Origin of the sequence: Ascidiaceihabitans donghaensis, from assembly GCF_900302465.1 — a bacterium.
Lineage (GTDB): Bacteria > Pseudomonadota > Alphaproteobacteria > Rhodobacterales > Rhodobacteraceae > Ascidiaceihabitans > Ascidiaceihabitans donghaensis.
On sequence record NZ_OMOR01000001.1, the window covers coordinates 1,513,469 to 1,528,984 of the forward strand.

17 protein-coding genes are annotated in these 15,516 nt (G+C 55.5%); 13 read left to right on the top strand and 4 right to left on the bottom strand.

Annotation, left to right across the window (positions count from 1 at the left end; genetic code table 11):
- Positions 1-93 precede the first annotated feature (93 nt).
- The gene (locus ASD8599_RS07535; protein ID WP_108827957.1) at positions 94-1,188 is read left to right on the top strand and encodes a DUF2235 domain-containing protein; all 1,095 of its coding nucleotides are present in this window, start codon (positions 94-96) and stop codon (positions 1,186-1,188) included.
- A 139-nt stretch (positions 1,189-1,327) separates the two neighbouring features.
- On the opposite strand, the gene serS is transcribed toward ASD8599_RS07535, so the two are convergent.
- The gene (gene serS, locus ASD8599_RS07540; protein WP_108827958.1) at positions 1,328-2,620 is read right to left on the bottom strand and encodes a serine--tRNA ligase; all 1,293 of its coding nucleotides are present in this window, start codon (positions 2,618-2,620) and stop codon (positions 1,328-1,330) included.
- A 277-nt stretch (positions 2,621-2,897) separates the two neighbouring features.
- Here serS and yajC point away from each other — a divergent pair, with 277 nt between their 5' ends.
- Genes yajC through ASD8599_RS07590 form a run of 10 tightly spaced genes read left to right on the top strand, consistent with a single transcriptional unit; the run spans position 2,898 to position 9,758 of the window.
- Positions 2,898-3,176 carry a preprotein translocase subunit YajC gene (gene yajC, locus ASD8599_RS07545; RefSeq protein ID WP_108827959.1) on the top strand — a complete coding sequence of 93 codons (279 nt, stop codon included), beginning with the start codon at positions 2,898-2,900 and terminating at the stop codon, positions 3,174-3,176.
- A 45-nt stretch (positions 3,177-3,221) separates the two neighbouring features.
- Positions 3,222-4,883, top strand: coding sequence for a protein translocase subunit SecD (gene secD, locus ASD8599_RS07550; protein ID WP_108827960.1), 1,662 nt, complete (start codon positions 3,222-3,224; stop codon positions 4,881-4,883).
- 2 nt (positions 4,884-4,885) lie between these two features.
- Positions 4,886-5,851, top strand: a complete 966-nt coding sequence (gene secF / locus ASD8599_RS07555) for a protein translocase subunit SecF (protein ID WP_108827961.1) — start codon at positions 4,886-4,888, stop codon at positions 5,849-5,851.
- Positions 5,817-6,599: a sulfite exporter TauE/SafE family protein gene (locus ASD8599_RS07560; protein ID WP_245925967.1), complete on the top strand. Its 783-nt coding sequence runs from the start codon at positions 5,817-5,819 to the stop codon at positions 6,597-6,599. The genes secF and ASD8599_RS07560 overlap by 35 nt, the downstream gene beginning before the upstream one ends.
- 4 nt (positions 6,600-6,603) lie before the next feature.
- A complete protein-coding gene (locus ASD8599_RS07565) occupies positions 6,604-6,957 on the top strand; it encodes an Mth938-like domain-containing protein (protein WP_108827963.1) in 354 nt (117 codons plus the stop codon).
- 54 nt (positions 6,958-7,011) lie between these two features.
- On the top strand, positions 7,012-7,635 hold the full coding sequence (gene ccmA, locus ASD8599_RS07570; RefSeq protein ID WP_108827964.1) for a heme ABC exporter ATP-binding protein CcmA: 624 nt from the start codon (positions 7,012-7,014) through the stop codon (positions 7,633-7,635).
- Positions 7,632-8,288 (top strand): heme exporter protein CcmB, encoded by a 657-nt coding sequence (gene ccmB, locus ASD8599_RS07575; RefSeq protein WP_108827965.1) that lies wholly within the window; start codon positions 7,632-7,634, stop codon positions 8,286-8,288. The genes ccmA and ccmB overlap by 4 nt, the downstream gene beginning before the upstream one ends.
- 51 nt (positions 8,289-8,339) lie before the next feature.
- The gene (locus ASD8599_RS07580; RefSeq protein ID WP_108827966.1) at positions 8,340-9,071 is read left to right on the top strand and encodes a heme ABC transporter permease; all 732 of its coding nucleotides are present in this window, start codon (positions 8,340-8,342) and stop codon (positions 9,069-9,071) included.
- Positions 9,068-9,226, top strand: coding sequence for a heme exporter protein CcmD (ccmD, locus tag ASD8599_RS07585; protein ID WP_181364432.1), 159 nt, complete (start codon positions 9,068-9,070; stop codon positions 9,224-9,226). The genes ASD8599_RS07580 and ccmD overlap by 4 nt, the downstream gene beginning before the upstream one ends.
- Positions 9,219-9,758, top strand: a complete 540-nt coding sequence (locus ASD8599_RS07590; RefSeq protein WP_108827967.1) for a DsbE family thiol:disulfide interchange protein — start codon at positions 9,219-9,221, stop codon at positions 9,756-9,758. Before ccmD ends, ASD8599_RS07590 begins: the two co-directional genes overlap by 8 nt.
- A gap of 22 nt (positions 9,759-9,780) precedes the next feature.
- Here the strand turns inward: ASD8599_RS07590 and ASD8599_RS07595 are convergent, their stop codons facing one another.
- A complete protein-coding gene (locus tag ASD8599_RS07595; RefSeq protein WP_108827968.1) occupies positions 9,781-10,353 on the bottom strand; it encodes a TetR/AcrR family transcriptional regulator in 573 nt (190 codons plus the stop codon).
- A gap of 103 nt (positions 10,354-10,456) precedes the next feature.
- On the opposite strand from ASD8599_RS07595, the gene ASD8599_RS07600 reads away from it, so the two are divergent.
- Entirely contained in the window at positions 10,457-11,026 is a 570-nt protein-coding gene (locus ASD8599_RS07600) for a carboxymuconolactone decarboxylase family protein (RefSeq protein ID WP_108827969.1), read from the top strand.
- A gap of 176 nt (positions 11,027-11,202) precedes the next feature.
- Here ASD8599_RS07600 and ASD8599_RS07605 read toward each other — a convergent pair whose 3' ends face one another.
- Both ASD8599_RS07605 and acnA read right to left on the bottom strand, forming a co-directional pair.
- Entirely contained in the window at positions 11,203-11,904 is a 702-nt protein-coding gene (locus tag ASD8599_RS07605) for an SDR family NAD(P)-dependent oxidoreductase (protein WP_306418872.1), read from the bottom strand.
- Positions 11,904-14,588: an aconitate hydratase AcnA gene (gene acnA / locus ASD8599_RS07610; protein ID WP_108827970.1), complete on the bottom strand. Its 2,685-nt coding sequence runs from the start codon at positions 14,586-14,588 to the stop codon at positions 11,904-11,906. Before acnA ends, ASD8599_RS07605 begins: the two co-directional genes overlap by 1 nt.
- A 235-nt stretch (positions 14,589-14,823) precedes the next feature.
- Here acnA and ASD8599_RS07615 point away from each other — a divergent pair, with 235 nt between their 5' ends.
- Positions 14,824-15,516, top strand: a complete 693-nt coding sequence (locus ASD8599_RS07615; RefSeq protein ID WP_108827971.1) for a DUF1223 domain-containing protein — start codon at positions 14,824-14,826, stop codon at positions 15,514-15,516.

Genomic DNA, 15,516 nt, shown 5'->3' on the forward strand with positions numbered 1-15,516 from the left:
TTTCAAAAAAGGTATGGATAACCAGCATTTACATCATCTTGTTCAGTCGTAAACTTAGATCGCTGGCTGGAATTGGCAAGGAACGTGGCGCACATGAAAAAAATCGCTATTTTCTGTGATGGCACATGGAATTCGCCAACCATTGCAGAGCCCACAAGTGTGCGCAAACTGAGCCAAGCGTTAATCAACGATCCCGCGCGGCACCAACAGGTTTTTTATTTTCAGGGGATCGGGTCGTCAGATCGCTTTGATCGGGGTCTGCGCAGGTGGTTGAAAAAATATGGTGGCGGCGCTTTCGGATGGGGGTTGGACGGAAAGGTCAAAGAAGCCTATCAGGCGATTGCCCTGTTCTATCGCCCCGGCGACGAAATCTATTTGTTCGGGTTCTCGCGGGGGGCATACACGGCACGCTCTGTTGCGGGCATGATCCGAAAGTGCGGCATTGTGCGCGACACGTCGGAAGACGGCATCAACGCGGCCTTTCAATTGTACCGCAAGCGTGGTCCTGAAAATGCGCCGGATGAGCCGCATATTTGGGCGGAACGTCGTGCGGTGTCTCCGGATTTTGCGACGTCTGACGATGATCTGAAGCTGCGTCAGGATCAATCGCATTTGGTGCGTATCAACTACGTTGGTGTGTTGGATACGGTCGGTGCAAGGGGCATTCCACCGTCTGTGTTTGGCCCCGCCGCGACCCTGTGGAACCGGCAATACACCTTTCATGATATGGCTTTGTCCAGTTTGGTCAAAAGCGCAAGACAGGCTTTGGCTCTGGATGAAAGGCGCCCCTTGTTCAAGCCTGCAACGTGGGACAATCTGGATGATCGTCCGCAAAAGCCGGGTTTGAATGGTGGCAGGACAGATCCGTTGCGGCCTTACCAACAGAAATGGTTTGCCGGCAATCACCGTATCATCGGGGGCAGCAGTCAGGAGGCACAAGCGCTATGTGCGTTTCCTTTGGAATGGGTGCTGCAGGGCGCTGGTGGTTTGGCGCTTGATCCTGCGGTGCCTTTTCCGCCCACGACTGCGGATGCGCTGATTGATGCGGATGAAATAGACCACAGCTGGGGGGTAATGAAGCGTTGGCGATCCGGTCCTAAGCAGCCATGGGACGTACATGCGTCGGCTTTGGAGCGTGCGCGTGGGCGCACCGATTATCAACCGGCAAGCTTGCGGCGCTTTTTGTAACAAAGCGCTGCGTATATAAGGCAAAAGCGTTTTCGTTTTGGTGCCGATCTAGGGAACGGGCCTATGGAACGGGCCTAGGGAAAGGGTAAGCCCCGCAGCCAGTGTTCGACCATGCGGGGCTTGGGAGTGTCGCGGTTTTTTAGGTCAGAACACCGTCTGCACCGATTGTGGTTTTGCCGCGAAGATAAGGCGCCAACACATCCGGCAACACAACAGACCCGTCTTCTTGCTGGCCGTTTTCCAACACGGCAATCAAACAGCGCCCCACGGCCAAGCCTGATCCGTTCAGCGTATGCACGAACTGCGGTTTGCCGCCGTCCGCGGGCTTGTAACGCGCATTCATGCGGCGCGCCTGAAAGTCGCCAGTGGTAGAGACGGACGAGATTTCGCGGTAAGCGTCCTGCCCGGGCAACCATGCTTCAATGTCATAGGTGCGTCGCGCCCCGAACCCCATGTCGCCGGTGCATAAGACCACGGTGCGGTACGGAACGCCCAAACGTTCCAGCAGGTCTTCGGCGCAGCGCAGCATGCGTTTTTGTTCGTCATCGCTGTGCTCGGGCAAGGTCACGGACACCATTTCGACCTTTTCGAACTGGTGTTGGCGCAGCATCCCCGAGGTGTCGCGGCCTGCAGATCCAGCTTCGGACCTAAAGCACAGGGTGTGCGCGGTCATGCGCAAGGGCAGGGCGGTTTCCTCCAGAACGTCACCGGACACTGAATAGGTCAATGTCACCTCTGATGTCGGAATCAACCACCAGCCGTTGGTTGTCTGATAGCTGTCATCGCCGAATTTCGGCAATTTATCCGTGCCATACATCGCCTCGTCGCGGACCAGAACGGGGGTTTGATGTTCGACCAGACCGTTTTCGTCCACATGGGTGTCGACCATGAACTGGGCCAAGGCGCGGTGCACACGCGCCACGGCGCCGCGCAGCATCACAAAGCGTGCGCCGGATGTTTTGGCACCGGTTTCAAAGTCCATGCCGGGGGCGATGCCTGCAATTTCAAAATGTTCTTTGGGTTTGAAGTCGAAGGTTTTCGGGGTGCCCCATTTCGAGACCTCGACGTTGTCGTCTTCATCGGCCCCATCAGGCACGTCGTCTGCGGGCAGGTTCGGAATACGCGCCAGCGCATCTGTCAGTTCGGCGTCCAGGGCATCTGCTTCTTGGCGCATGGCTGCGACTTCGGCTTTCTTTTCCCCAACCAAAGCACGCAGGCGTTCAAATTCCGCGTCATCGCCGCTGGCCTTGGCAGCGCCCACTTGCTTGGAGGCTTTGTTCTGGTCCGCTTGTGCGCTTTCTGCGGCCGAAATCTTGCTGCGCCTCGCTTCGTCCAAAGCCAAAAGCGAGGCAGACAAAGGCGCATCCCCGCGGCGGGACAATGCGGCGTCAAAGGCCGTTGGGTTTTCGCGGATGGCTTTGATGTCGTGCATTGGATTTGTCCTTGGTGCGAGTCGGTTTGGAAAGCGTTATGCCCGATTGACGCAGGGTGGGCCAGATGTGGTTAACACCACGCTAATGCTCTGGGTCTGAGGTGGGCCTTCGGGACATTTTACGCGACATCCTTTTGTGTGAAACGGACCTTGTTTTAAAGCACATGACCCATGTCCCAAATACCAGCGCAACCTGTCTTGCAAACCTGCAGTCCAGACCATAGGTTCTGCCAAAATCAGCGTCCTTTTGGAACGCGTTCACTCAAGGACAGACCTCATGGAATCTCTCGGCCAATTTATCCCTCTCATTTTGATCTTCGGGATCATGTATTTTCTGCTGATCCGCCCCCAGCAGAAGAAGGTTAAAGAACACGCTGCAATGGTGCAGGCGTTGCGCCGCGGTGATCAGGTTGTGACGCAAGGTGGCTTGATCGGTAAAGTGATCAAAGTGAAAGACGACAACGAAGTGGATGTCGAAATCGCCGACGGTGTGAAAGTGCGTGTGGTCCAAAATACCATTGTGACAGTCTTGTCCAAGACCGAACCCGCCAAGTAACTCGACCGCTTCCCTTTTCTTTCAACCCACTGACGGGGCACGATAATGCTGCAATTTGATGGCTGGAAACGCATGCTGATCTGGGCCGTGTGCCTGTTCGGGTTGGTTATGGCTGCGCCAAACGGGTTCTACACCCGCGTTGAAAACCACAATGACGCGGTACAAGCCATCGAGAACGGCGAAGACACCCCGTCGCAGCAAGAATTGAAAGCGCAATGGCCTGACTATTTGCCATCCAGCCTTGTCAATCTTGGACTTGATTTGCGCGGCGGTGCGCATCTTTTGGCTGAGGTCGAAGTCGAACAGGTGTACGAGGCGCGGATGGACGCCACATGGGTTGAGATCCGGCAGCTTTTGCGTCCTGAACGCGCCGTTATCGGCGGTATCCGCCAGCAACCATCCCCCGCAGATGAAGTGCGCGTCAAAATCGGCAATCCTGAAAATATGGCGCAGGCATTGCAGTTGGTGCGCACATTGGCGCGGCCCGTGCAAAGCCTTTCGGGTGTCGGGGCCAACGATATCGACATTTCCGCCAACGGCGACACCATCACTGTAAGCCTGTCGGATGCGGAAAAGACGGCCACCGATGAACGGACCATGCAGCAATCGCTGGAAATTGTACGTCGCCGCATTGACGAAGTCGGCACACGCGAACCGACGATCCAACGGCAGGGGCGTGACCGGATTTTGATCCAGGTGCCCGGCATCGGATCAGCAGCAGAACTGAAAGCCATCATCGGCACGACTGCGCGCCTGACCTTTAATCCGGTTGTTCGCATCGCCAGCGACGCATCCGCTGAACCGGGTGTGGGCAACATCATTGTGCCGTCTATCGATGGCACAGGCCAATTCTACATTCTGGAAAAAGCGCCTGTTGTGTCGGGTGAAGATCTGGTGGATGCGCAGCCTTCATTCGATCAGAATGGTGGCCCTGCGGTGTCGTTCCGGTTCAACACCTCGGGCGCACGTATTTTTGGCGACTATACTGCAGAGAACATCGGCAGCCCGTTTGCGATCGTTCTGGACAATGAAGTTGTCAGCGCCCCGAACATCCGCGACCATATCCCGGGTGGTTCCGGCATCATCAGCGGGAACTTTACGCTGGAAGAAAGCACCAATCTGGCTGTTTTGTTGCGGGCAGGGGCCTTGCCTGCGGAACTGACGTTTCTGGAAGAACGCACAATCGGGCCGGAACTGGGCCAGGACAGCATTGATGCGGGCAAAGTGGCCACCATGGTCGCCTTTATCGCCGTGCTGGTCTTTATGGCGCTCAGCTATGGATTGTTCGGGATATTCGCCAACATTGCTTTGATCATCAACGTCGGCCTGATCTTTGGATTGCTCAGCATGATCGGCGCGACGCTGACCTTGCCGGGGATTGCGGGGATCGTTCTGACGGTGGGTATGGCTGTGGATGCCAACGTGCTGGTGTTTGAACGTATCCGCGAAGAGCTGAAAAACGCCAAAGGGCCGGCCCGCGCGATTGAGTTGGGCTATGAAAAAGCCCTAAGTGCGATTATCGATGCCAACATCACAACATTCATTACAGCCGTGATCCTGTTCGCCATGGGCTCTGGTCCTGTGCGCGGCTTTGCCATCACACTTGGCCTTGGCATCATGACATCTGTTTTCACCGCCATCTACGTCACACGCCTTTTGGTGGTGATGTGGTTTGAGCGCAAACGTCCCAAGACAATCGAGGTCTGAACATGCGTCTCAAACTGGTCAAAGAGAATACAAATTTCGATTTCTTCAGCCGTTGGAAGCTGTGGTTGGGCATTTCGATGTTGATGATGGTTGTGGGCTTTGCATCCTATGCCTTTCAGGGATTGAATTTCGGGATTGATTTCCGCGGAGGTACCACGATCCGCACGGAAAGCACGCAGCCTGTGGACATCGGTTTGTACCGTGCGTCTCTGGAGGCGTTGGAACTGGGTGATGTGTCCATCACGGAAGTGTTCGACCCCACATTTGACGCGGATCAAAACGTGTCGATGATCCGCATTCAGGCCCAAGAAGGCCAAGAAGCCGTTGCGGTGGACACAATTCAGCGGGTCGAAGTTGCGATGCAGAAAGCGGTGCCAGACATCAAGTTCGTGTCTGTCGAATCCGTTGGCCCGAAAGTGTCGGGCGAATTGATCCAAACGGCGGCCATCGCCGTGGTGCTCGCCATTGGGGCCGTTCTTGTCTACATCTGGTTGCGTTTTGAATGGCAGTTCGCCTTGGGTGCGGTTGCGGCGCTTGTGCATGACGTGGTGTTGACCATCGGTATCTTTTCAGAGCTGCAGATCAAGTTCGATCTGGCCATTATCGCAGCCCTTCTAACGATCGTGGGCTATTCGCTGAACGATACTGTTGTGGTCTTTGACCGTGTGCGTGAAAACCTGCGAAAGTATAAGAAGAAACCGCTGGCCGAGGTGCTGAATATCTCGATCAACGAAACCCTGAGCCGGACTGTGATGACCTCTGTCACCACCTTGCTGGCATTGATTTCGCTTTATGTTTTGGGCGGCGACGTGATCCGTGGCTTTGTCTTTGCCATGATCTGGGGTGTGATCGTGGGGACCTATTCGTCGGTCTTTGTGGCCTCAACGATCCTGTTGTATCTGGGCGTCAAACGCGACTGGACCAAGACCAACGATGGCGGTGGACAATACGCAAATATCGATGCTTGATGCCTTTCAAACAGCCCTTCACACCGAAGGGCTGTTTTGGTTGGTACTGTCGATCTTGGCGGCGGGGGTCGTGCGCGGATTTTCGGGCTTTGGGTCTGCTATGATCATTATGCCTGCAGCCAGTTCTGTTCTGTCACCGTTTTCTGCGCTTGTTTTTCTGATGACGGTTGAGTTCTTCGGGCCACTGCCCAACCTGCGTAATGCCCTACAAACGGGGCATTTGGGCGAAACTGCGCGTCTTATCTTGGGCGCAATCGTAGCGCTGCCTTTGGGGCTTTTTGCATTAAGCGTGGTGTCACCGGATGCTTTTGGATGGGCTGTGTCTGGTATCGTTTTGGTGTTGCTGTGCATTTTGTTGACGGGATGGCGGTACACGGGGCCTATGGGACCACGGATGATATTTGGGACCGGTCTTTTGGGCGGGTTTTCGACCGGGTTTGTGGGGTTGCCCGGACCGCCTGTCATTATGCTTTACATGGCGTCGTCCAAGCCTATTGCCGTGATACGGGCAAATTTCCTGCTGTATCTGTTCGGCATGGATCTGGTGATGTTGCCCGCGTTCTGGGCCCTTGGGTGGCTGGACCTAAAGGCTGTCATTGTTGGGGTGGTGTTGATTGGCCCATACATCATTGCCAATATCGTAGGTGCACGGCTGTTTAATCCGCAAGCCGAAGGACAATTCCGCACGGTGGCCTATATCGTTATTGCGGCGTCTGCTATTTTGGGCTTGCCCCTTTGGAAAGGATAAAACAATGCGTTTGAACGAAGTCACATACAATGATGCGCAACCCATCGAAGGCTACGGTCCCGGATTCTTTCGCGTCGGCGGTGAAGTGCATGAAGGCGCCGTTCTTGTCAGTGGAGCCGGTGTTGCCCCTTGGGGCGGATATGCCGACGTTGACAGTCTTGCGGCTTTGGCGGGCCAAGTTGATGTGTTGTTTGTGGGCACCGGCGCGGATGTCGCACATATCCCGACGGGTGTGCGTGACCCACTGGAAGCAGCAGGCATCGGGGTCGAAGCGATGTCGTCACCGGCGGCCGCACGGACCTACAATGTATTGCTCAGCGAAGGGCGGCGTATTGCGCTTGCGATGCTGCCTGTTTGAAATCCCGACGACGCGGGGTTTCGTGAAGCGCTGCAATGCGTTAGGCCGTAGCCCATGACGATGACCGTGACTGATCTAACCATTGCCCGTGGTGGCATGCCTATTCTGGCGGCGCTGTCTTTCCAGCTGACCCCGGGTCGGGCTTTGATTTTGCGTGGTCCCAATGGGGCAGGTAAAACGACGCTTTTGCGTACAGTGGCGGGTCTTCAGTCCCCTTTGCAGGGCGACATCATTGGTGCGGAAGACCAGATTGCATATGCGGCCCATGCAGACGGTTTGAAGGCCATGTTAAGTGTGGCTGAAAACCTGCGCTTTTGGGCGGATGTGTTCGGGCAGCATGATGATGTGGAAGCTGCACTTTCTATGTTCAATTTGCGTGATTTGCGGGACCGTTTGGCAGGCACGTTGTCGGCGGGTCAGAAACGGCGATTGGGGTTGGCGCGTTTGTTGGTAACGGGGCGCAAAGTCTGGGTGCTGGACGAGCCCACGGTTTCACTGGATGCAGCGTCCGTGGTGATTTTTGCTGATGCGGTGCGCACACATCTGGCGCAAGGTGGTATGGCCCTGATCGCCACGCATATCGATTTGGGATTGCAGGACGCCGACGTGCTGGATGTAACGCCGTTTGCCGCTGTGGCGGGGACAGGCAGCGGCGCCAGCGACGAGGCATTTTTATGAAAGCGCTGTTGATCCGTGATTTAAAGCTGGCGTTTCGGGCCGGAGGTGGCTTTGGGCTGGGGCTTGCGTTTTTCCTGATCGTTGTGGTGATGACAGCCTTTGCGATTGGTCCAAATCCAGAGCTTTTGGGCCGTGTCGCTCCGGGGATTTTATGGTTGGGGGCCTTGTTGGCCTGTTTGCTGTCATTGGACCGCGTTTTGGCCTTGGATTTTGAAGACGGATCGCTGGACTTGCTGGCAACAGCCCCTTTGCCGCTTGAGGCCGTTGTCAGTGTCAAAGCGCTGGCGCATTGGATCACAACAGGGTTGCCTTTGGTTCTGGCAGCACCTGTCTTGGGGGTGTTGCTCAGCCTGCCTGCGCAGGGGTTTTTCTGGATCACAATTGCTTTGTTGATCGGCACGCCCGCCTTGTCTGTTATCGGCACGTTCGGGGCCGCCATCACTGTCGGGATCAAGCGGGGCGGACTATTGTTGTCGTTGCTTGTTCTGCCGCTGTATGTCCCGACGTTGATTTTCGGGGCAGAGGTTGCACGCCGCGGTGCGGAGGGCATGGCGCTGGACACGCCGCTTTTGATGGTGTCGGGGATCACATGTGGCGTGCTGGCTTTGATGCCATTCGCAAGTGCGGCAGTATTACGCGTCAACCTTCGGTGAAGACGTTGCATTTTAATTGAGACTGCGCGTTTCAACGATTAAGAAGAAGACATGTCACTTTGGGAATACGCCAATCCGGTCAAGTTTCTGCGCCTCAGCGAGAAGGTGCTGCCGACGCTGTGGGTGGCGTCGATTGCGTGCGTGTGCACTGGACTTGTGTGGGGCTTTTTCTTTACGCCTGACGATTTTCGCCAAGGATCAACAGTCAAGATCATCTATATTCACGTGCCGTCGGCTTTGATGGCGATTAACGCGTGGTTCATGATGCTGATTGCGTCCCTTATCTGGTTGGTGCGCCGCCATCATGTCAGCGCTTTGGCGGCGAAGGGGGCAGCACCTGTTGGGATGATCATGACGGTCATAGCCTTGGTGACGGGTGCGATTTGGGGGCAGCCTATGTGGGGCACATGGTGGGCGTGGGATCCACGCCTGACATCGTTTTTGATCCTGTTTCTGTTTTATCTGGGCTACATGGCCCTTTGGGCGGCGATCGAAGACCCGGATTCCGCCGCAGACCTGACATCTGTTTTGTGCCTTGTGGGATCGGTCTTTGCCGTGCTGTCGCGCTATGCTGTGAACTTTTGGAACCAGGGCCTGCACCAAGGCACATCCATCCCTGTTGCGACAGGTGAGAGAACGGTTTCGGATGTCTTCTTTGTGCCATTGCTGATCGCTATGGTTGGGTTTGGATTGTTGTTTGTGACGCTTGTTTTGTACCGCACCGGCACGGAAATCCGGTTGCGCCGCGCCCGCGCTTTGATGGCACGAGAGGGGCAATCATGATTCCTGATTTGGGAAAATACGCAACCACGGTTCTGGCAGCCTATGGCAGCTCATTGGCGCTTTTGCTTGGACTGCTTTGGATGACTTTGCGGCAAGGACGCAAAGCGCGTCGTGCATTGGATGCGGTCGAAGAAAGGGCAAAGCAAAATGGCTAAAGTGTCGCCTTTGATGATTGCCCCGCCGTTGATTTTTGCAGGCTTTGTGGCATTGGCTGCTTTTGGCATGTTCCGTGAAGGTGCTGACGATCTGGAAAGCACGCGGGTGGGGCAAAAGGCCCCCGCGATCACGCAAGACGCGCTAGGGGAATTCCCCGCAGTGGCAGTAGGCGATCTGGTGCGCGGTGAAGTCACATTGGTGAACTTTTGGGCCAGCTGGTGCCCGCCGTGCCGCGCGGAACATCCGACGTTGCTGGACATGCAGGCCAATGGAATGCCGATCGTCGGTGTGAATTTCAAAGACAGTGCCCGCGATGCGACGTCTTATCTAACGGGCGATGGCAACCCGTTTGTGGCGGTGGCCTTTGATCCGGCGGGACGGACCGCCATCGATTGGGGGGTCACAGCCCCACCCGAGACCTTCATTTTGGACGCAAATGGCACCGTTTTGTATCGCTTTGCAGGGCCTTTGGTTGGCAGTGACTATGAAAACCGCTTTTTGCCTGAATTGACCAAAGCCTTGTCAAAATGAACACCTGAGGGCGCAAGGCCTTTTAAAGATTGCCTAAGCTTGATGAAATTTCATCAGCGATTGCTGCCGCATCAATATCATCGCGTTCGGCAGAAACCCTCAGACCAAGCAAATCCGACTGGTATCGGCGGCCCAATTGCGCAGGGTTATGTTGTGACCCGATTTCGCCGGCGGCCTGCGCCTGTGTGAACAGGTCGCTGATAAGCGATTGCATTTTCGCCAAATGCTCATTCGCGCGCGCGGCCAACGGGTGCCGGTGGATATGCAATTCTACAAATGTTTTGGCCAGCATGCAGGCTTTTGCCGCGTTTTCGGTGTTCTGGATAACCAGTTTTGGATGCGACTTAAGCGCTTCAAGCGGACCAAGCGTGTCGGCCAGTTCTTTTAGCCGGATCACTCCGTCGTTGGCATATTTGTCCATGGCCAATTCATACAGTGCATCTTTGGAACCGAAAGCCGCGTAAAAGCTTCCGGGTCTCAGGTCGAGCGTCTTTTCCAGATCCTTAAGAGAAGTTCCCGCCCAGCCACGTCGCCAGAAAATGTCACGGGCGCGTTCGATCAAGTCGTCACGGTCAAAGGAAGGTTTTCTGGGCATGGGTCATCACTAAACATTGAACGATCACTCAATTATATTGTTGAGTGATCGTTCAATAAAGAGTAAATCGAGCTTGAAGACACATTTTGCATGGAGAAACACAATGACCGACTTCCCGTCCCACGACATCGACAGCGCACCCGACGCGTCAAAGCCGTTGCTTGAAAATTCTCAGAAGGCCTTTGGTCGTCTGCCGGGGCTGCACAAAGTTATGGCTGAAAGCCCACAAGTGCTTGAAGGGTATCAAGTGCTGCACAAACTTTTCACCGAAACAGCCTTTGACGCCGATGAAATGACTGTGGTCTGGCAAGCCATCAATGTTGAACACGAATGTCACTACTGTGTGCCCGCCCACACCGGAATTGCGAAGCGTATGAAGGTTTCCGACGAAATCTCTGACGCGTTACGCGATGAAACGGCCTTGCCAACTGCCAAGCTGGAAGCGCTGCGGACGTTTACCCTGCGTATGTTGCGCGGGCGGGGCAATGTCACGGACGCACAGATGAAAGAGTTCTTTAACGCGGGCTACGGCCACCGTGCCGTTCTAGATGTCATTCTTGGTCTCGCGCAAAAAACGATGTCGAACTACATCAATCACGTCGCAGAGACCCCGCTTGATGAACCAGTAAAGCCGCTGGCTTGGACCCGTGGCAAAACGCCTGTCACAGCTTAAGGCAAGCCACCCGCAGGGGCGACAACAGCGCCCCTGCAAAGGGTTCAACCTTCGTAGCCCCTTTGTGAACGCGAGCGTGTGGGACCCCTGTTTGGGGTTATATTGCTGACAGCGTTTGGTGTTCTGTTGCGCCAAAAGATGCCTCCGGCGGGGATATTTTAAGCAAGAAGAAACACTTAAAGCCTGTATCCGCCATTTACGTTCAGAATTTCACCCGTGATAAAACTTGCGTCGTTTGAGGCCAGAAAGCGCACTGCTTTTGCGATATCTTGTGGCTGAGCCACGCGGCCAAGTGCAGTCATTTCTACGAATTTGGCGATCAATTCTGCTGGCCGCGGGTTTTCTGTGAGTTCCGTGGCTCCGGGGGCGACGCCGTTTACGCGAATGCCTTTTGATCCAAGTTCCTTGGCCATGGCCCGCGTCCACGTGTTAAGCGCGGCCTTGCTTGCGGAATAGGCAGAAGCGCCCATGGCCGGCAGCACGGCGTTCGTTGAGGAAATGTTGATCACAGTGGAGCCTGATTTCAAGTAGGGTAGGGCTGCGGCAAGCAATGCCATCGGGGCCGTTACATTAACTTGAAATGTGTCGTTTATCGCATCGAAGTCCGTAGCATCCGGCGCGTTCATCGTGATGGCGCCTGCGTTGTTGACCAGCACATCCAATTGACCAAAATGTGCGATGGTTTGTTCGATGACTTTTTGCGCTTGATCCGGTTTGGACAGATCAGCGTGAATTGCAAAAAACTCGGGCCGCTCATGACAAAGCGGCCCGGGATCAGTTGTATTGTACGTAAAAGCGACCTTTTGGTCTGCGCCCAAATTTTCGGCGATGGCGCGGCCTATGCCGCGCGCACCACCGGTAATCAGGGCAACCCGCATTATGCGGCGGCCAAGTTGCGCAGAACGTAATGCAGAACGCCACCGTGTTCGATGTATTCGATCTCGATCGCGGTATCGATGCGGCACTTGAGGGTGATGTTCTTCACCGTGCCATCCGCCATTGTGATGGCGCAAGGCACCTCTTGCAGCGGCTCAATCGTGTCGAGACCAGAGATGGACACCGTTTCTTCACCAGTCAGGCCCAGCGATGTACGGCTGTCACCACCGGTGAATTCAAACGGGATGACCCCCATACCAACAAGGTTCGAGCGGTGAATACGTTCAAAGCTTTCGGAAATGACCGCTTTGACACCCAGCAGGGCTGTGCCTTTGGCCGCCCAGTCGCGCGATGAACCTGCACCGTATTGCTCACCGCCAAAGATCACCAAAGGCGTGCCAGCGGCTTGGTGGGCCATAGCTGCATCATAGATCGAGGTCTGGTTGCCATCGGGCCCTTTGGTGTAACCACCTTCAACACCGTCCAGCATCTCGTTTTTGATGCGAATGTTGGCGAAGGTGCCGCGCATCATGACCTCGTGATTACCACGACGCGAGCCGTAAGAGTTGAACTCGCGGGGGGCCACTTGGCGTTCTGTCAGGTATTGACCGGCAGGGGTGTCGGCCTTGAAAGAACCCGCTGGGCTGATGTGGTCGGTTGTGATCATATCGCCCAGAACGGCCAAGACTTTGGCGTCGTTGATGTTGGCGATCTTGCCCGGCTCTGCGCCCATGCCCTTGAAGTAGGGCGGGTTCTGAACGTACGTGGACTGTGGCGGCCAGTCGTATGTCAGCGCTTCGGTGGTTTCTACGCCCTGCCACTTCTCGTCGCCTTTGAAGACGTCGGCATATTTTGTCTGGAAGGCTTCGCGTGTCACGGTTTGTTCAACCAATTCAGCGACTTCCTGCGTCGTAGGCCACAGGTCCTTCAGGTAAACATCGTTGCCGTCCTTGTCCTGTGCGATCACGTCGGTTGCCAGATTGATATCCAGCGTCCCTGCCAGCGCGTAGGCCACCACGAGAGGGGGCGAGGCCAGATAGTTGGCGCGCACGTCAGGTGAAATACGGCCTTCAAAGTTGCGGTTGCCGGACAGAACAGAGGTCGCGACCAGATCGCCTTCGGCAATCGCATCAGACAGTTCTTTTTGGATCGGGCCAGAGTTGCCGATGCAGGTGGTGCAGCCGTAGCCAACAAGGTTAAAGCCGATTTTGTCGAGGTCTTCTTGCAAGCCAGCGGCCTCAAGATAGGCAGACACAACTTGTGAACCGGGGGCCAGCGAAGTTTTGACCCATGGTTTGCGATCCAGACCCAAGGCCGCAGCTTTGCGTGCCACAAGGCCAGCGCCGATCATGACGTAGGGGTTGGAGGTGTTGGTGCAGGACGTGATCGACGCGATCACAACCTTACCGCTTTCCATGGTGTAATCTTCGCCAGCAACGGCCACTTCTTTGCCCATGGGGCGCTTGAAGGTCTCTTCCATTTCCTTGTGGAAAGCCGTTTTGCCGTCTGTCAGTGCCACGTAATCTTGTGGGCGTTTTGGACCAGAGATCGCCGGCACGATTGTGCCCATATCCAGATGCAACGTATCTGTGTAGATCGGGGCGTAGTCGTCGCCGCGCCAGAAACCGTTTTCTTTGGCGTAGGCTTCGACAAGTGCAATGCGGTCTTCGTCGCGGCCTGTCGTGCGCAGGTAACGCAGGGTTTCACCGTCGATGGGGAAGAAGCCACAGGTTGCGCCGTATTCTGGAGCCATGTTGCCGATTGTTGCGCGGTCGGCCAATGGCAAACGGTTCAGACCTTCGCCGTAGAATTCAACGAACTTGCCAACAACGCCTTTGGCGCGCAGCATCTCAACGACCTTCAGCACAAGGTCGGTGCCTGTGGTGCCTTCCATCATGGAGCCTGTCAGCTCGAACCCAATGACTTCGGGGATCAGCATGGAAATTGGCTGGCCGAGCATCGCGGCTTCGGCCTCAATCCCGCCTACGCCCCAACCCAGAACGGCAGCGCCGTTGACCATTGTGGTGTGGGAATCGGTGCCGACCAGCGTGTCAGGATAGGCAACCTGTTCGCCGTTTTGGTCCGCGTCCGTCCAAACGGTTTGGGACAGATATTCAAGGTTCACCTGGTGGCAGATGCCCGTGCCGGGGGGCACAACGCGGAAGTTGTTAAAGGCGTTTTGGCCCCATTTCAGGAAGGTATAGCGCTCCATGTTGCGTTCATATTCGCGGTCCACGTTCATCTGGAACGCACGCGGGTTGCCGAATTCGTCAATCATCACAGAGTGGTCGATGACCAGATCAACAGGGTTCAGCGGGTTGATTTGTTCGGCGTCGCCACCAAGGGACACAAGCGCGTCGCGCATCGCGGCCAAGTCAACAACGGCAGGAACGCCGGTGAAATCTTGCAAAAGCACGCGGGCGGGGCGGTAGGCAATCTCGCGGGGGTTCTTGCCACCTTTGGTACCCCATTCGGCGAAGGCCTTGATGTCGTCCACGGAAACTGTTTTGCCGTCTTCAAAGCGCAGCATGTTTTCCAGAACCACTTTCAATGCGGCAGGCAGTTTGGAAAAGTCACCAAGGCCGGCTTCGGTGGCAGCGGGAATCGAATAGTAGGCAATCGACTGATCACCAACTGTAAGAGTTTTGCGGGTTTTGGCTGTGTCCTGACCAACAACGATAGGCATGGCGGGCGCTCCCTTCTGGGTTGAGATGTGGCACTTTGTTGGGTGCGTCTTGCCTTAGGAACGGGCGCGGATCAACCTAAAAACATGCATCTGCGGCATTTTGTATACCATTGTGTACCGAATTTTACGTGAACTGTCTGTAACATCGATAACGGTTCTTTCAAGAAACCTTGATTGGTAATTTCGATGGAAAGGGAATAGCCATGAGGTAACACATCATAGGTACTATACTGTCATGAAGAAAATAGCGTCCGGTCTTGCTGCTGCATTCCTAAGTTTTGCGACACCCGTTTGGGCGCAGGACAGTCCTGTTGTTGTTGAACTGTTCACATCGCAAGGGTGTTCATCCTGTCCGCCCGCCGATGCCATGTTGCATGAATTGGCAGTGCGCGATGACGTGATCGCGATTGCATTGCATGTGGACTATTGGGATTATATCGGCTGGAAAGACGAATTTGCAGACCCCGCTTACGCCAAACGGCAGCGCAAATATGCCCGTGTCGGGGGGCGGCGATCTGTGTACACGCCGCAGATGATTGTGAACGGCCAAACGGATATTGTTGGCGCGAAAGCGATGAAGCTTTCTGCAGCGATTGCGGCGCATGCAGCACAGCCTATGCCGGTTGCAGTGTCTTTGACGCGCAGTGGCGATACGGTTCAAATCAAAGCAGACGCACAGTCCGCGGGATCATATGTCGTGCAACTGTTGCGGTATCAGCCTTTGCGGGAAAGCCGCATTACGCGTGGCGAAAACGCGGGTCAGACATTGAAATACGCAAATGTTGCGCAGGATTGGCAAGAGCTGGCCCAGTGGAACGGACAGTCTGCGTTGACGTTGACTGCACCTGCGCCGGGGGACGCTGCAATTGTCGTGTTGGTGCAGCACGACAAACTGGGTCCTATTGTCGGCGCTGCACGACTGCGGTGA

Bases quoted from the DNA above. Each gene is read 5' to 3' on its own strand.
- ccmD (WP_181364432.1), top strand. From the start codon at position 9,068: ATGATTCCTGATTTGGGAAAATACGCAACCACGGTTCTGGCAGCCTAT.
- ccmA (WP_108827964.1), top strand. From the start codon at position 7,012: ATGACGATGACCGTGACTGATCTAACCATTGCCCGTGGTGGCATGCCT.
- ASD8599_RS07595 (WP_108827968.1), bottom strand. From the start codon at position 10,353: ATGCCCAGAAAACCTTCCTTTGACCGTGACGACTTGATCGAACGCGCC.
- ASD8599_RS07565 (WP_108827963.1), top strand. From the start codon at position 6,604: ATGCGTTTGAACGAAGTCACATACAATGATGCGCAACCCATCGAAGGC.
- serS (WP_108827958.1), bottom strand. From the start codon at position 2,620: ATGCACGACATCAAAGCCATCCGCGAAAACCCAACGGCCTTTGACGCC.
- secD (WP_108827960.1), top strand. From the start codon at position 3,222: ATGCTGCAATTTGATGGCTGGAAACGCATGCTGATCTGGGCCGTGTGC.
- acnA (WP_108827970.1), bottom strand. From the start codon at position 14,588: ATGCCTATCGTTGTTGGTCAGGACACAGCCAAAACCCGCAAAACTCTT.
- ASD8599_RS07605 (WP_306418872.1), bottom strand. From the start codon at position 11,904: ATGCGGGTTGCCCTGATTACCGGTGGTGCGCGCGGCATAGGCCGCGCC.
- ASD8599_RS07580 (WP_108827966.1), top strand. From the start codon at position 8,340: ATGTCACTTTGGGAATACGCCAATCCGGTCAAGTTTCTGCGCCTCAGC.
- ccmB (WP_108827965.1), top strand. From the start codon at position 7,632: ATGAAAGCGCTGTTGATCCGTGATTTAAAGCTGGCGTTTCGGGCCGGA.
- ASD8599_RS07600 (WP_108827969.1), top strand. From the start codon at position 10,457: ATGACCGACTTCCCGTCCCACGACATCGACAGCGCACCCGACGCGTCA.
- ASD8599_RS07560 (WP_245925967.1), top strand. From the start codon at position 5,817: ATGGCGGTGGACAATACGCAAATATCGATGCTTGATGCCTTTCAAACA.
- ASD8599_RS07615 (WP_108827971.1), top strand. From the start codon at position 14,824: ATGAAGAAAATAGCGTCCGGTCTTGCTGCTGCATTCCTAAGTTTTGCG.
- ASD8599_RS07590 (WP_108827967.1), top strand. From the start codon at position 9,219: ATGGCTAAAGTGTCGCCTTTGATGATTGCCCCGCCGTTGATTTTTGCA.
- ASD8599_RS07535 (WP_108827957.1), top strand. From the start codon at position 94: ATGAAAAAAATCGCTATTTTCTGTGATGGCACATGGAATTCGCCAACC.
- yajC (WP_108827959.1), top strand. From the start codon at position 2,898: ATGGAATCTCTCGGCCAATTTATCCCTCTCATTTTGATCTTCGGGATC.
- secF (WP_108827961.1), top strand. From the start codon at position 4,886: ATGCGTCTCAAACTGGTCAAAGAGAATACAAATTTCGATTTCTTCAGC.